This is a genomic window from Salinivibrio sp. MA607 (genome assembly GCF_001996245.1).
In the GTDB taxonomy this organism is placed as follows: Bacteria; Pseudomonadota; Gammaproteobacteria; order Enterobacterales; family Vibrionaceae; genus Salinivibrio; species Salinivibrio costicola.
Map to the genome: position 1 here is coordinate 35,749 of NZ_MUFJ01000008.1, position 15,795 is coordinate 51,543.

General features: G+C 49.3%; 12 protein-coding genes. 5 read left to right on the top strand and 7 right to left on the bottom strand.

The window, feature by feature from the left end:
- The first annotated feature begins 123 nt into the window (after nucleotides 1-123).
- Complete coding sequence (locus BZG81_RS05585; protein WP_241827360.1) at nucleotides 124-807, top strand: DUF2982 domain-containing protein; 684 nt, start codon at nucleotides 124-126, stop codon at nucleotides 805-807.
- Between the two features lie 143 nt (nucleotides 808-950).
- Here BZG81_RS05585 and BZG81_RS05590 read toward each other — a convergent pair whose 3' ends face one another.
- Complete coding sequence (locus tag BZG81_RS05590; RefSeq protein WP_077460613.1) at nucleotides 951-1,595, bottom strand: MBL fold metallo-hydrolase; 645 nt, start codon at nucleotides 1,593-1,595, stop codon at nucleotides 951-953.
- A gap of 185 nt (nucleotides 1,596-1,780) precedes the next feature.
- Here BZG81_RS05590 and BZG81_RS05595 point away from each other — a divergent pair, with 185 nt between their 5' ends.
- Nucleotides 1,781-3,526: a GNAT family N-acyltransferase gene (locus BZG81_RS05595; protein WP_077676929.1), complete on the top strand. Its 1,746-nt coding sequence runs from the start codon at nucleotides 1,781-1,783 to the stop codon at nucleotides 3,524-3,526.
- Between the two features lie 148 nt (nucleotides 3,527-3,674).
- Here the strand turns inward: BZG81_RS05595 and BZG81_RS05600 are convergent, their stop codons facing one another.
- The 5 genes from BZG81_RS05600 to BZG81_RS05620 all read right to left on the bottom strand — a co-directional run bounded on the left by BZG81_RS05600 (nucleotide 3,675) and on the right by BZG81_RS05620 (nucleotide 10,440).
- Entirely contained in the window at nucleotides 3,675-5,435 is a 1,761-nt protein-coding gene (locus BZG81_RS05600; RefSeq protein WP_077676930.1) for a L,D-transpeptidase family protein, read from the bottom strand.
- A 149-nt stretch (nucleotides 5,436-5,584) separates the two neighbouring features.
- A complete protein-coding gene (locus BZG81_RS05605) occupies nucleotides 5,585-6,691 on the bottom strand; it encodes a DUF1513 domain-containing protein (protein WP_077676931.1) in 1,107 nt (368 codons plus the stop codon).
- Nucleotides 6,672-7,685, bottom strand: a complete 1,014-nt coding sequence (locus BZG81_RS05610; RefSeq protein ID WP_158011829.1) for an imelysin family protein — start codon at nucleotides 7,683-7,685, stop codon at nucleotides 6,672-6,674. The genes BZG81_RS05605 and BZG81_RS05610 overlap by 20 nt, the downstream gene beginning before the upstream one ends.
- Before the next feature lie 40 nt (nucleotides 7,686-7,725).
- Entirely contained in the window at nucleotides 7,726-9,123 is a 1,398-nt protein-coding gene (locus BZG81_RS05615; RefSeq protein ID WP_077676933.1) for a di-heme oxidoreductase family protein, read from the bottom strand.
- A gap of 60 nt (nucleotides 9,124-9,183) precedes the next feature.
- A complete protein-coding gene (locus tag BZG81_RS05620) occupies nucleotides 9,184-10,440 on the bottom strand; it encodes an imelysin family protein (RefSeq protein WP_077676934.1) in 1,257 nt (418 codons plus the stop codon).
- Between the two features lie 412 nt (nucleotides 10,441-10,852).
- Between BZG81_RS05620 and BZG81_RS05625 the strand changes: the two genes are divergently transcribed.
- The gene (locus tag BZG81_RS05625) at nucleotides 10,853-11,350 is read left to right on the top strand and encodes a MarR family winged helix-turn-helix transcriptional regulator (protein WP_021023622.1); all 498 of its coding nucleotides are present in this window, start codon (nucleotides 10,853-10,855) and stop codon (nucleotides 11,348-11,350) included.
- A 183-nt stretch (nucleotides 11,351-11,533) separates the two neighbouring features.
- On the opposite strand, the gene BZG81_RS05630 is transcribed toward BZG81_RS05625, so the two are convergent.
- Nucleotides 11,534-12,394, bottom strand: coding sequence for an aldo/keto reductase (locus BZG81_RS05630; RefSeq protein ID WP_077460668.1), 861 nt, complete (start codon nucleotides 12,392-12,394; stop codon nucleotides 11,534-11,536).
- A 280-nt stretch (nucleotides 12,395-12,674) separates the two neighbouring features.
- Here BZG81_RS05630 and BZG81_RS05635 point away from each other — a divergent pair, with 280 nt between their 5' ends.
- Both BZG81_RS05635 and BZG81_RS05640 read left to right on the top strand, forming a co-directional pair.
- The gene (locus BZG81_RS05635; protein ID WP_077676935.1) at nucleotides 12,675-13,172 is read left to right on the top strand and encodes a GNAT family N-acetyltransferase; all 498 of its coding nucleotides are present in this window, start codon (nucleotides 12,675-12,677) and stop codon (nucleotides 13,170-13,172) included.
- Between the two features lie 101 nt (nucleotides 13,173-13,273).
- Nucleotides 13,274-15,589, top strand: a complete 2,316-nt coding sequence (locus BZG81_RS05640) for a methyl-accepting chemotaxis protein (RefSeq protein WP_077676936.1) — start codon at nucleotides 13,274-13,276, stop codon at nucleotides 15,587-15,589.
- The last annotated feature ends 206 nt before the right edge of the window (nucleotides 15,590-15,795 follow it).

Below are 15,795 nucleotides of genomic sequence, written 5' to 3' on the forward strand. Positions count from 1 at the left end.
AATGTTTACCTATTCGGTGTTTTTTAGGCAAACTAATCAGACACTTTCATCGTACACTTACAAGGTAAATCCTGGCTAAACGCTTGTACTCGCCGCTTTATCTATGGCGTGGAATGGAAGATTATGGATGCACTCAAGACAATAAAAATCTACCCGCCCCAATTTGAAGCGGCGCGATGGAGCATGCTAATCGCAATGGTTGTCGCATTTGCATTGGTATGCTTTTTTTTAATCCAACCCTCCTTGTCACTTGGGCAAGGCATTATCGGCCTGATCGCTATCGGCGCAATTTTATATGCCATACATAAACTTCTGCAGCGCGTACAACTGTCGTTTTCGCTCTCATTTATGCATATACAGCATCACAGCTTTCGTGGCGGTTGGGCACTCAAATGGCGCCATATTGACACGATAGGGATCCCTCAAATCTATCCGCAAGGCCTTGGCGAGCCACTGCCTTGGATGGGGATTAAAATCAAACACTATGATGCATTATTAGATGGTATTAGCTTGAGAATGGTGACTCATATCATCATGACTCAACGGGCATTACTGATTACAGCTTACCGTCGTGCGGGAAGCAAACCCAGTAAGCCATTGGAAGATATGATGTTTGATGACACCCCATATCGTGGTGCCAATGGTGTGCTTTATAAAGGTCTGATGGCGATGTTGGCCAATCGTATGCGATATATGCGCGAATTGTTAGGTTATGACATTTTTATCAGCGAAGACTTACTCGATCGCCCCCTAGAAGACTTTATCGGGGTGACAAGACGCTATCTGGCTGCTGCCAGTACGCAATAATGGTCTTGGGACAAATAGGCTCTTCTAAACAAAACAAACAAGCTCTAAACAAACAAGCTCTAAACAAACAAGCTCTAAACAAACAGGCTCTAAACAAACAAGCTGGCCCGTACTATGAGTACAAGCCAGTTTAGTGAAAAGGGTTAGAAAGCACCGGTAAGAAAAGGATTGGTTTTACGCTCATGGCCCAGCGTTGAGGTGGGTCCGTGGCCGGGAATAAAAGTCACATCATCTCCCACCGGAAGCAGCGTGTTCTTGATGGCGTCAATCAAGGTCGCGTGATCGCCTTTTGGAAAGTCGGTACGGCCAATACCACCGTTAAATAACACATCGCCTACCCATGCGGTACGGCTTTCTTCATCCACAAAGACAATATGTCCTGGCGTATGCCCGGGGGTAAATAAGACCGACAAAGTATGCTTGCCGACGGTGACCGTATCACCTTGCACTAACCACTGATCCGGCTCGAACGGCTCGGCGTGGGCAAAACCAAACATTTGTGCCTGCGCCGGTAAGGCTTGTAACCAAAATGCATCTTCTTTGTGCGGACCAATCACCGGAATATCAAGCGCGTTAGCCAATTCTACTGTGCCACCCACGTGATCTAAATGGCCGTGAGTAAGAAGGATTTTCGTCACGGTGACATTGAGTGAATGAATCACTTGGCGAATTTTAGCCACGTCACCACCTGGGTCGACGATCGCTGCGTCTTGAGTTTGATCGCACCAAATAATCGAGCAGTTTTGTTGAAATGCCGTGACCGGCACAATCTCATAATGCAACGCCATACAGTTAGCCTTCCTTTTGTATAAGTGCGGTAGCCGCCGATAACGACGTAAATACGGGCCTCACTATGCCATGCTGTCATCAGTTTGCAACTGTGCTGCCAAGGAGATGTCACCTTCACGCTCTAGGCTGAGATAAGGATACCTGGATACCTTTCAGGTGCGCTTTATTGTATGCAGGGCTGCTTATGTTAGATATTGATAAAGTATTATCGTCGCATTATCCCCGGTTAGAACAGCGCGGTTGGCTCATGCGCCCCGTCAGTAAAACGTTAAAGCGTTTACTTCATGAGCAGGAGTTTCAAGCGTTTGCTGAACGCTACCCGCATCTACAAGGATTCGAGTTTGTTGAACAGGTGCTGGATTATTTTAACTTTAGCTATCGGGTCAGCGATAGAGAAAAAGAGCGGATCCCGGAATCTGGACGGGTGGTGATTATCGCCAATCATCCAATCGGATCACTGGATGGCTTGGCGCTGCTTAAACTCGTACGCTCAGTGCGTCCAGACGTTAAAGTTATTGCCAATGAATTACTCATGCAAGTCGGCCCACTTCACAGTTGTCTGTTGCCAGTCAACAATATGGGAGGCCGAACGCCTAAACAAAATCTACAACAAATCACACAGTGGCTAGAGCGTGATGGCGCTTTGATTATCTTTCCAGCCGGTGAGGTTTCGCGCGTCGCACCAACAGGAATTCGAGACGGTGTTTGGCACTCTGGCTTCTTACGTATGGCGAGTAAATCAAACGCCCCTATTTTGCCGATTCATGTCGACGGGCGAAATTCTGCCCGTTTTTATGGTGCGTCAATGGTCTATAAACCTTTGTCGACTTTGTTACTGGTTGAAGAGATGTTTCGACAAGAGAACAACACCATCGCCTTCACTGTGGGCGAAATGATCCCACACCACAGTTACAGTGCCAGCGCGAACCTTCCGGTAAAAACACGGGTTAAACTCTTTCGTAAACACCTCTACCGGATCGCCAAGCGTAAGCAAGGCTTATTTCCCACCGAAACTGCGATTGCCTCACCGGAGCCACGACTGGCGCTCAAGCATGCAATTGCACTCGGCGAGCAACTCGGACAGACACCCGATGGTAAACTCATTTATTTACTTGATTATCAAGCCGATTCGCCGGTGATGCGCGAAATAGGTCGTTTACGTGAGGTCGCGTTCCGCGCTGTTGGGGAAGGCACCGGACAGCGGCGTGATCTTGATAAATACGACCAATACTATTGGCATTTGGTCTTGTGGGATCCGATTGAGCTCGATATCGTCGGCGCATACCGCTTATGTGATACCCAAGCCACTCTCGCTCATCAAGGGCTTGGAGGGATCTATAGCGCAAGCTTGTTCGATTATGAACAAGGGATGCAGCCTTTTCTTGACCAAGGCTTAGAGCTAGGCCGTAGTTTTGTTCAGCCCAAATATTGGGGAAAACGAAGCCTGGATTATTTATGGTTAGGCATTGGCGCCCTACTCGCTAATCGCCCACAGTACCGTTATTTATTCGGGCCTGTCACTATCAGCAACGCGATACCACAACCCGCTAAAGAGCTACTGATCTTCTTTTATCGCACCTACTTTCGTGGCGACAACCGCTGTGCGCGATCGAAACGACCGTATCAACTCGCCGAAAGTAAACAAAGCGAGTTGCTCGACCACTTTTGTGGCAACGACTATGCGCGCGATCTGAAAAAGCTAAAAATGTTACTCGATCACCTTGGCGTCGGGATCCCAACGCTTTATAAGCAGTACAGTGAGCTATGTGAGCCTGGCGGCGTACAATTCTTAGACTTTGGTGTTGATCCTGATTTCGCCGACTGCATTGATGGACTGGTTTTAGTCGACCTCAAGCGTTTAAAACCCAAGCGCTACCAACGCTATATTGCGCCACATCTAACCACTCCCCCAACCTCTACTTGTGACTAAACCTCGCTGTGAGTACCTTGCCGTGAATAAGCGTCGCGGTGAATAAGCGTCGCGGTGAATAAGCGTCGCGGTGAACAAACAAAGCCCCGCGCTCTCTGTCTTGATGGCGCGGGGCTATGACTGTCAACTCTTGTGATCGTGATTGAGACTACTGTGACCGTGATGAGGATATATCACGTTGCTGGGTTAAGTAGCTCGGCTCCTGAGTGGTGATTTGTCGTTCGGCATGACTATCATAGGCATATACATCATCGCGAAACGCGAGCTTGCCGTCTTCAGTGACCCATGCTGTTTGGTAAATGGTTTGTACGGAAAGGCGCGTTTGCAACGACACCCACTTAGTTTGTGTTTTATCCAAATACCCTTGGTAGTTAGCCAACTGTTTCCCGGACAAATCCAGCACCAAATCCGCCAACTGCTCGGCCTGCTCCACCCGAATACACCCAGAACTAAACGCGCGGCGCGAGCGACTAAATAAGCTTTGTGCCGGCGTGTCATGTAAATAAATGGCGTTTCTGTTTGGGGTGTTAAACTTGTACTTTCCTAATGCATTGCCTTGGCCCGGTGCCTGTTGCAATCGATAAGGGAAGCCGTCGTCGTTCACGGTTTGCCAATTAATCGTACTCGGGTCGATAGCGATGTTGCTTTGCCAGTTAGGCAAAATGCGATACTGATTGCGAGACAAATACTGCTGGTCATCCGCCAGTTTGGGCAAGATATCTTTTTGCACAATGCTACGAGGTACATTCCAGCTGGGGTTCAGCACTACCGAATCAAGTTGCGACGTAAACAGCGGCGTACGCCTTGATTGTCGACCAACGACCACTTTACTTTCGAATACATTTTGATCGTCATGCCATACATGCATGCGATAATCGGGAATGTTCACCACAATTCGATTGGGGTTATCGTTAGGCCACAACCGCAGCCGTTCTGCATTAAGTGCCAATAACCGAACCCGTGCTTGTGGGTCCAAATTTAACCACTTCGCGGTTGCTGGGCCGATAATGCCATCCATGGATAAACCATGCTGTTGCTGAAAGCGTTCAACTGCGCGAAGCAAGTCACCACCGTAGCGCACAGTATCGCCATTTATCGCTTCCAAGCGCTCAGAGCTGCCCCAAAAGCCCTGTAGCCTCAGATTATCCACCAAGTTAAGCGCTAACGTTGTCGCAATCGCTTGGTCCGGGTATATGACGTTCTCAGCCTGAATCGTTGGCCAAACCGACTGCGCCTGCTCTTGTAAGCGAACAATTTGTTTTACTAATGCATCGTATTGCGAGTGTTGTGGACGCCGCTGCTGCAAAAACGGAGCCAGTGACCCGTTAAGTCCTGCCTTAAATAAAGCAGCACGCCTTTGCGATGAGGGAGCTGGCAAGGGGGTGCGATGAGACGCGCCAAAAAACCATTGCATTCCTTTATCGGGGATCACACTTAAATAGCGAAGCAGCGCATAGGCGGTATCGGTAGCAAAAATATCATAGGCCGCATCGCTGGGCTGCTGACGAAGTTGCCGCAATTGCCATGCTCGCCATTCAAACTCAGGACTAAAGCCAGCCAGTGAAATCACATTCACTTGCGTTTCTAACTCATCTCGCGCCGCATCTTGTGTCCAAATCAACGAAAATCCATTATCCAGGTAGTCTTGAGTCAGCGCTTGGGGATAGGCCAATACGGTCGCATCCGGTGCCGCCGATTCAAGCCAATCGCGCGCATACTGGTAGGCTCGCTGGCGATGAACATCCGCCGATACAGTTTGATCATCAGGCACTCTTTTCCCCGAGATCTGCGGTTCAGTCAGTAACCGTACTCCACCCGTTTCACTGGCGTTATTGGCCATCACTGGCTTTACCAAAAAGCAAAACACTATCAGAAGGTTAGCCAACCAGGCATCGTGCCTTCTCATCATACGCCCCTCCTCATCCCTGTTATGATTATGGCAAAGTTTTACTGCAAAGAAGCAAAATTAACGTCTGTTTTTCCTCATCACAACGCAAGGTATTGAAACAAAAACGGCAGCCAAAATTGACTGCCGTTTAGAACATTATCATGGATTCATTACACTAAGGTTATCCAGTGATTATCCCATCGGACTGGCGTCATTTTATAATCCGGATGGTGTGCATTATTTAGCGTCACCATTTTACCGCTACCCGCACTGAGGTTAATCACATCACCATCGCGACTCGCGCCAGAAGCATCTATCAGCGGATGCAGTCCAAGTAACTCGCCACTATTTAACGACCAAATACCATAACAATTGCCACGGGGCGACGTGGCGACAATCCAGCCATTGAGGGTAGCAATACTGGCAACATAGTTATTAAAACGCGACCACTGCTCTGGTGAAGCATCAAGCATTTTCATCGGCTCACCACGGCGATGAATCGCGACAAGGGGGGCGTTATCAGCACCATGGTATTGCTGACCTGTCACCACATAACCCTCATCTGACACCATTAAATGACGAATACTGAGCTTCTTATTTGCAAGCTCAGCGCGCTCGATCACTTTGCCACTGTCGATATCGATATAGACCAGTGCCGGTGACATAGCGTCAATGTTTAACACTGTGCGTCCATCAGTATGCATGCCACCGACACCCACGACTAACATGTTAGTATCCACCAGCGCTAACTCATGAGGACCAATGCCAAAGCCGCTTATTTCACGCACTTTTTTTACCTGCCCCTGCGCGGTTAATTGGTAAACACCGATCACACCTTCGCTGGTTTGCCGTTTACCCTCGGTGGTATATAACCATTTTCCATCATCAGAAATGGCACCGTGTCCATAAAAATAACGATCGGAGGCGGCCCTTACTCGTGACAACGTCACTCCACGTTGGTAGTCAAACACCTGCATAAAATCACCAGGCCGGCGCGCAAATGCCACCCCTAGCGTTCCAACCTCTCGTCGCTGAGCAGCGACACCATGACCCCGATCCGGCAATGGTAGGCGGAAAACGGGTTGCCCAGACGGATCAGCGCCAACCACCGCGAAAGAGCCATCACGACTCAGCGCACAGCCCAGTAACTCACACCGCGCTGCTGCGGTATTACCACGACAACCACTCAATGTATTTACGACGGTGGGTAAAGCCGCGCCCATTAGCACCGCCTTGAGTAAACGGCGGCGTTTCTGACTAATCGCCATCGGTTGCATTAAACCCCACAACAATGCCTAAATCTTGTGCGACTTGACCACCCAACACGAGTTTTAGATATTCCAGATTGTTATAGACGGTGAGCATGTCACGATAACCCGGTACGCTGTTGAGCCTATCAAACAGCGGCTCGCCGTCTTTGGGCACACTGTCATAGGCGAGTTGCCAATGCTCGCTAACACGATCGGCCACCTGATGGTTGCCTCGCTCGCGTAGCGCTTGCTCGATACCACCTTCAGCGTGATATTGAACTTGCATCGCTTGAATGCTCTCGCTTAATAGTGTTAGAGAGTGCCGCGATCGCCAGGCTTCTCCTTGGTAGGGGTTAGGAAAACCAGGTTTGCCCAAAGGGCCGGCAAGCTTTTTAAGCACATAATCGAGCTGATGTGTCAGTGCGCCAAGTTTTTCTGCCGTGGCCATCGAAGATGGCATCCCTAACCACGGGTTTTTCTGCCACGCTAGGGTTAATGCCGTTGCACTTTGCTGCAAACGCCCACTGACGGCCATGGCTACTTCGCAGTGTTTTGGCTGAGTTAAATCCGCTTGGTGATCATACAACAACCATTCCATCGCGCCGACACCTTGCACGGCCACACTTTGATCCGCTAATGCATCCGCAGTCCAGGTAGTATCACTGGCCAGCAAGGCATTCATTTTCCGTCCGGTGGTATTCTTTTTGTCAGGATAAAACTGAATCCGCCAACTTTGTGCCAAGGCTTGCTCTGAGCCCTTTTCTACGCCTTGTAAAGGCATCCAAGCGGTCATAACCTTCTTCCATGCTTGACGCGCCTTATCCACATCCGTGCCCTGCGAGCAAACCGATTGCGTGGTCTGCGCAAGCGCCTTGGTTGCAGAGAGAAACTGTTCGCTTCTTTGTTTTTGTAGTTGCCAAAGGCCATGATTAGGCCCTGTCTCAGCTTGAGACAAACATCCGCCGAGCAACACGGTGGCGCTGAGCGTAAGCACCACAATAGGATTAAATCGAAAACGCATACCACAAGACTCCAGCATGGTGTTTTTATAATAAGTGCTTTTATAATGAACGTAAAAATGCAATCAGTGCATCACGGTCCGCTTTTGGCATCGCCAGTACACGCTGTTTGGTGCCATCGGCTTCGCCACCATGCCATAAAACGGCTTCCATCAACGTTCGAGCACGACCGTCATGTAAGTAGGTACCATCAGCATTAACCTCTTTGGTATAACCAATCCCCCAAAGTGGTGCTGTTCGCCATTCTCGGCCGTTCGCAATAAACTCACCACGGTGATCCGCTAGTCCTTCTCCCATATCGTGTAACAGTAAGTCGGTATAAGGGTGAATTTCTTGTTCACTCAGTGCCGCCAGATCAGGACGTTTTGCTGTTGTGAACGACTCAACGTGACAAGCGTTACATCCAGCATTAACAAACATCTCTTGCCCTCGTTGGACTTGCGAGTCTTGGATGTTACGACGCGCGGGAACCGCGAGATGGCGAGCATAAAATTCAACAAAGTCGAGAATATTATCACTCACTTCGGGATCGCCGCCATTGGGCATATCGTCGCACACCGACTGCGACGGCATACAGTTGTGATGAGGGAACATCGAGGTTGTTAGCCCGACATCGCCATTAAAAGCGGCTGCATTTTGTTGATTCACGTTGGGTAATCCGGCTTTCCACCCAAACCGCCCCAGTGCGGTACGCTGTGTGTCGATATCCCACACTTGGTTGGGGCGCCCGGAAATGCCGTCGCCATTGGCATCCTCAGGATCGGCGTACGCATAGATCGCCTCAGCGGGGATCGACTCGAGTAGCCCAAGACCTATCATCGGTGGTGCAATCCGCGCTGACAGCTGCACATTCTCTGCCATCGGACCATAATTAAGGTCTGTAATAGCTAAGTTTGGCTGGCGTAATGTCACAGTCTCACCGTCTTCAAAGGTCACCGGTACTTCGCGATAGCTGATTGCTATTTTGCCCTCTGGCTTGACGCCTGGTAAGGAAAAATCTTGAAGTTGACCGCCATAATTGGGCTCTGGAATATTGCCATATTGGATCAGCTTTTGTTTTTCCGCTTCACTCATCGCTGGCACACTCAGCCGAACCAACATGGAAACGGCATTGATATCACCTGGCGATGGAGGATGGCCTCGCCCATCTTTGATATGGCAATTTTGGCAGCCATTAGTATTAAATAATGGGCCAAGGCCGTCACGGGCATCCGTTGATGCCGGTGAACTGACCCAAGGATTACGAAAAAAGCTATTACCGACACTGAAATCAATGCGCTCACTCATCGGCAGGTTAGCGGCAGGTTGAGAAAAGGCGTTCGGTCCTTCCTTGATAACGGTTGTTCCCCCACCGGATGTGCGCTCGAACGCAAGTGCGGAGGTGGTCACCAAAAAAGTAAGACATGTCACGTTGAGGTAAGCAATGACATTGGGCTTCATAGTGTGTCCTGACAAGGCAAAAAGCCCCGTACCACGGGGCTAACTAGAATAATATGTCGTTTAGAATTGGTGATCAGCGGTGTCTGGATTCAGGTTATCAATACCAATCACTTGCGCCGCTTGTTCAATATGCTTGGTCTGATCCACCAGCGCCGCGATAGATGCGTTGACCAGTTGATTCCCTTCGTTATTACCAGCAGCAATCAGCTGATCAAAATGCACGTTGTTGTCCTCCGCAGAAACAACCAAGGTTTTAACTTGCTGCTGGGCTTGATCAAAGCTGGCTTTAATTGCCTCTGCGGCATCGGCATTTTTATCTCTAACCAAATCAAGGACTGACGGTCCCGATAAGGTATTACCATTCACGCGCTGATATGTCCCCGTCATGACATTGTAAATGCCCTGCTCGTTATAAAAATGCGAATTGTGCGTATTGTCAGAAAAACAGTCATGCTCATCTTCGGTTGAGTTGGCTTCTAGCGCGACTTTCATTCGCTCCCCCGCCAGTTCACCTAACGACAGTGATCCCATACCAAATAGCATTTTGCGTAGGCCATTCTCACTTGAATCGGCAAGCAGACTCGCACGGTAATTATCTTTGTTACCCTCGGCCCATTGATCACGCATCCACGCCAGATCATCAACCAATAGATCAGCAGCCGCTTTCAAGTAATCACGACGACGATCACAATGGTCATGGGTACACGCTTCACCATAGGCGAAATCGGTATAAGGGCGCTCACCGGCTCCTGCGTTGGTGCCGTTTAAATCTTGCCCCCACAACAGGAACTCGATGGCATGGTAGCCCGATGCCACATTGGCTTCTGAGCCGCCCACTTCATTTAAACTTGCGAGCAGTGTTGGCGTGATGTCAGTAACATCAAGATCGGTGGCGCCAATCTGAATGCGTTGATTCGCAATAATGTTAGCTGTCGCTCCGGCATTACCTAGTTCTGCCTGATAGCCATCCGCGACATAATCAATTAACCCCTCGTCCAAAGGCCAAGCATTGAGCTGTCCTTCCCAGTCATCGACAATGGCATTGCCAAAGCGAAAAACTTCTGACTGTTGGTAAGGCACACGTGCATCTAGCCACGCCTTTTTGGCTGCCTGAAGGGTTGTTTCAGAAGGTTCGGCAATAAAAGCGTTCAGTGCACTGTCGAGTTCAACCGCGGTTGTGTGAGCATCAGCAAAAACGGCGTGAGCAATGTCTGCATAATGTGCCACGACCTCTTGTTGGGTCGCCGCATTAGCGCCAAATGGGGCCGCAAATAGTGAGAGCGCAATCAGGTTGCGCTTAAACGGTGTCAATTCCATAGTCGTGTTGTCCTTCGCCTTATATGAACGGTTATGATAACCATTATCGTTTGTACGAAAGAATTCTAAGCATAATGTTACGAAATGCAACAAAGAATTTTTCTCATTACGCGAAGTGTGATGGCTATGCTATGTGTAAGGTTGATGGCAATACGTTGCAATGCACATCCGACCTGTTGTTTAGGTAAACCGATGACTAAAGGCCATTTTTTGCATTTACTCACTGAAACAGTCAAAAATAACAATAAATTAGATTTAATTTGAACTCTAATGGTTATAATAGACTGAAAGCACGTCGATTATTTTCTCGTTGAAACAAACATAAATCATCGATTTTTCTCTCGATGTCTTTGCACTACAACCGCGGGTATTGTAAGTTTCGGGGGCAATTTTTTCTGGTGGAGGTGAGGTAATGGAAAAACACGAAGAAGTACTGGTCGCATTGCGGCAAATTATACGCGCAATCGATTTGCATTCACGAAAGCTTAACAAAGTATCGGGGATCACTGGCCCCCAATTGGTACTGATGCGTGCGATTAAAGAGCTTGGTCAAGTGACAATTCGTAAGTTATCTGTCCATACCAACATGAGCCAGGCCACAGCAACCACCATTTTGGACCGCTTAGAAAAGCGTGGGCTGATTTTGCGTGTCCGGAGCGAGCTTGATAAGCGTAAAGTGCACGCACACCTGACCGAACAAGGGGAAGCGGCATTGGAGCAAGCCCCTAAGCCACTGCAGGAGAACTTTATCTCACGCTTTCAAAACCTAGAAGAATGGGAACAATCTCTGCTCCTGTCTTCTGTCCAACGTATCTCATCAATGATGAATGCAGACGATATTGATGCCGCACCGATGCTAGAGGTGTCTGCGCTTACCTCGCATCACTCCATGTCTCAGGCTAAAAAATAGCAGCTACCGGCGGGTAAACAGGACGTCTCCACCGGTCAACCTGCCAGCAAGGCGCCAGAAAAGCCATGGATTGAACGCTTTTTGTCGCCATTGCTCATCGGAAAATAAAAAGACGGCACCACGTACCGTCTGTTGATTTTTCCCTTGATCAACGCCTTCGCACGAATGACCAACACCTTCGCTCTAAGGCACGTTATGCCCTTTCGAAGCGACCCATATGCGATACCACTGCTCACGCGTTAATTTAAGATCATAAGCCTGTTTAGCGGTTTTCACTCGCTCAATGTTCCCCGAGCCTATAATGGGTAATGGTTTCGATGGATGCCGCATCACCCAAGCATAAATCACTTGATCGATACTCGCGCCGCCTAACTCCTCACCAATAGTGCTAAGCGTTTCGCGCACACGGACAGCCTGTTGTGACTCACCCGTCAATAATTCACCGCCAGCAAGGCATGACCACGCCATCGGTTTTATCTGAAGACGCTGAAGCTGATCAAGCGTGCCATCGTGGATCACATCAAAACGTAGCGGGTTGATTTCAACCTGGTTGGTGACGAGCGATTCGTCCCAACGAGATTGCAATAAATCAAATTGTGACGGCGTAAAGTTTGATACCCCGAAGTGCGCGACTTTTCCGTGATAGCGAAGCGTTGTAAACGCCTCTGCCACTTCATCCGCGTCCATCAATGCATCAGGGCGATGCAACAATAACACGTCGAGCTTTTCCACCCCTAAACGCTTCAGTGAATGATCCACCGACTCCAGGATGTGATGATAGCTGGTGTCATAATGATTAATTTTACGATTAGGGGCCGCCTCGCTGACCAACTTAATGTCGCACTTGGAGACAACTTGGATCGATTTTCTCACACTCGGATCCAATTTAACCGCTTGTCCAAACAAGGTTTCACAGCGATAATCTCCATAGATATCAGCATGATCAACCGTTGTAATTCCCAAATCAATATGGGATTTGAGAAAACTGAGCCGCTGCTGCGGGGTCATCTGCCAATCATCTAATCGCCAGTATCCCTGCACCATAGGCGAGAAAAACGGGCCGACCGGAGAAATGGATGTCGCTTTAAACTCTGACAAAACGCGTCCTTATATGCCGAGAAGTGAAGATCTCATGCTAGTCCGATCAATTTCACGTCACAATCCCTTTTTTATTAATATAACGAGATAGTTTGTTTTCTCTCAATTTTTGATTTTTTGCGTACCACGCGTTTGAACGAAAGATGAGCAATTTGTCATCAATACTTGGCGAATGGGACGAACTTCGGTATCTTATGCGCCGCAAAAAAGCAAAAAGGAAGCGAAAATGCTTATTCGACGCATGGAGTTGCGTGATTGTGACGCGATCAATATCATTTATAACTATTACATCACCCACACTGCGATCACGTTCGATTTAACCCCTTGGCAAAAGCAAGAGCGTGAACATTGGTTTGCGCAATTTGATCCGTCCTCCCGCTATCAAGCTTGGGTGGCAGAGCAAGATCAACAAATCGTTGGGTTTGCTTATAACACGCCGTTCAACGCTAAACAGGCTTTTCATATCGCCTCAGAGATCACGATTTACGCCGCGCCTGATGCCGGCGGTCGCGGTATCGGCTCACAATTGATGCGCACTTTGCTCGAGGGGATGCGAGAGCAAGATCTTCGCCGTGCTTACTCGCTGATCACACTCCCTAACCCCTCTTCACTGGCGCTTCATCGTCGTTTTGGCTTTCAGCAAGTTGGCCAACTTAACGAGGTCGGTGAAAAGTTCGGCCAATACCATAGTGTCGCCATGCTCGAGTGTGATCTGACCGTTTGAGCATGCTGTTGGCCTGTTGAATAAGCCCCACCCTCTTCACCATGCACCGTTACGGTGCCCTCATTTGATACCGTCGTCACGACGTTCAGGAGTTTAGTAGTATGAAAGTTCGCACAAAGGTATCTGCGGCAATCATCTCCGCCTGTGTTATCTGTATTCTCGCCACCGCAGCAGTGCTCGCCAACCGCACCACTGCATTGTTTGGCGACCAGATGCAAGATCAAGCCATTAGCCAGCTCAAAGCAGTCCGTGAAGCTAAACAATCAGAGCTCAGCAGTTATTTTTCATTTATCGGTCAACAGTTGACATCAATGGCCGATTCAACCATGACTGAAAATGCCGTTAACGCATTTAGTCAGGCCTATTTACGCTACAGCCGTGAAGTACGGACCGACCGCGCGTCACGCCGCGCCCTGCAGGATTACTATACCGACACCTTTGGTGATGCCTACCAGGCGCTTAACGATACGAATGCCAACGCTCGTTCCAACCTCGCCGCGCTCGCCCCCGCCACGCGTACACTGCAACAATTTTACATCAGTGGTAGCCCGCACCCTTTGGGCGAGAAAGACAAGTTAGTTACCACTAATGACGGATCAACCTACGATAACGTTCACACCCAGTACCATCCCAACTATCACCGTTTTGCCGAAACCTTTGGCTACCAAGATATTTTATTAGCAGATGCGAACGGTCGTATCGTTTATTCGGTGGCGAAAGAAATCGATTTTGGCACCAGTTTGTTTGCCGGTCCCTACGCCACCAGCGGGATGGGAGATGCGTTTTTAGAGGCTATCGACGCGCAAGCAGGCGACATTAGTTTTGTKGATTATCGCCCTTATTTTCCCAGCTAYGAYGARCCRGCYTCATTTATCGCYACCCCTATYGTYGARAACGGCGAAACCCAAGGGGTGCTGATCTTTAAACTGCCCATCGCACGATTAAGCGGTGTCATAAGTGGCCAAGGGCACTGGCAATCTGCCGGATTTGGTGAGACGGGCGAAATGTTTATGGTGGGGCCAGACAAGGTTCTCCGTACCGAGGCACGCGCGTTACAAGAAGATAAATCGGCCTATTTGAATTTGTTGCGCACCAATGGCGTAAAACCCGGTTTGATTAACCGCATCGACTTCACTGACACCGCGGCTGGACAAATGCCAATCGATTCTCCAAGTGTGGCCCAGGCGCTCGCGGGCCAAACAGGCACGGGGGAAGAAAAAAGCTACCGCAACCAAACCGTTTATACCGCTTATGCGCCGATTGATGTATTTGGAAAGCGCTGGGCGTTGGTGAATCAAATTAGTCAACAAGAAGCGCTTGCCCAAGTGACGACCATGAAAGACACTATTTTAAACGCCACCGTGTTCACATCGCTGGTTCTGGTGGGTGTCGCGATACTGATTGGTTATGTATTGGGTGGCAATATTGCTAAACCCATGATTGCGGTGACCACACGGATTAAGACGATCGCCGAAGACAAGGATTTAACTCAACGGCTGCCGGATAAAGGTAAAGATGAAATGGCGCTGCTCGGCCGTTCGCTCAATCAGATGTTTGCCAGCTTCCAAACCGTGATCCAAGAAGCGCATCAAGCATCTGGATTACTTGGGCAAGCCGCTAACGATATTAACCAAGACGTAGTCACCATGCACGATAGCGTTACCGACCAGGTCAAGCATACCCATCAAGTGGCCTCAGCGGCGACGGAAATGGCTACATCGGTCACGGATGTCGCGCAATACGCCGATCAAGCCTCAACCGCGTCAGACGATATCACCCAAGCGGTGAATAAAGGCTCGCAAATTGGTGACGACCTGGTAGAACAGATCCGCACGTTGTCATCGAGTATGGACGCCGCCACGGCGACCATGAGCCGCTTATCGCAGCAAAGTGAGGAAATTGGCACCGTGCTCGATGTGATCCAAGCGATTGCCGAGCAAACAAACTTGTTGGCATTGAATGCTGCTATCGAGGCCGCCCGTGCCGACGAACAAGGCCGTGGATTCAGCGTGGTCGCTGAAGAAGTACGTACCCTTGCCTCTCGTACCCAGGACTCCACCGAAAGTATTCGCGATAAAATTGCCGCATTGCGCCAAGAGACCCAATCGGCGGTGGCGGATATGGATACCACCAGCCAAACCGTGGAAGTTTGTGTGAACCACTGTCAGCAAAACAACGCCGCCTTGGTGGATATTGCCAACATGGTCACCGAAATTAATCAAATGACCTCACACATCGCCAATGCCACACAGCAACAAACGCAAGTGACAACGGAGATTAGCGAAAGCATCACAGACATTGCACAATCAGCAGAGACTGTCTCGCAACGTACGCATGACACGGCAGAAACCGTCACCGGCTTAAGCCAACGTTCTGCGCGATTGGCGGATACCATCGGACATTTCAAAACCGAATAATATATCTCACAATATTAACGCTTTGTGTCATCCTCGCCGATGGCCCCACAGACGTTAAAATACGTGTAGTTTGGCATAAGCGTCTTATCGATCGTGCAAGCTTGGTGTGATTTGCGCCGCGCGCCCGTTGCACGGCGCCATCGGACATTAAGGTCAAAGTTGGCGCCGGTGTTAAAATTGGCGCCGATCGTGACAGGCGCCCAGGC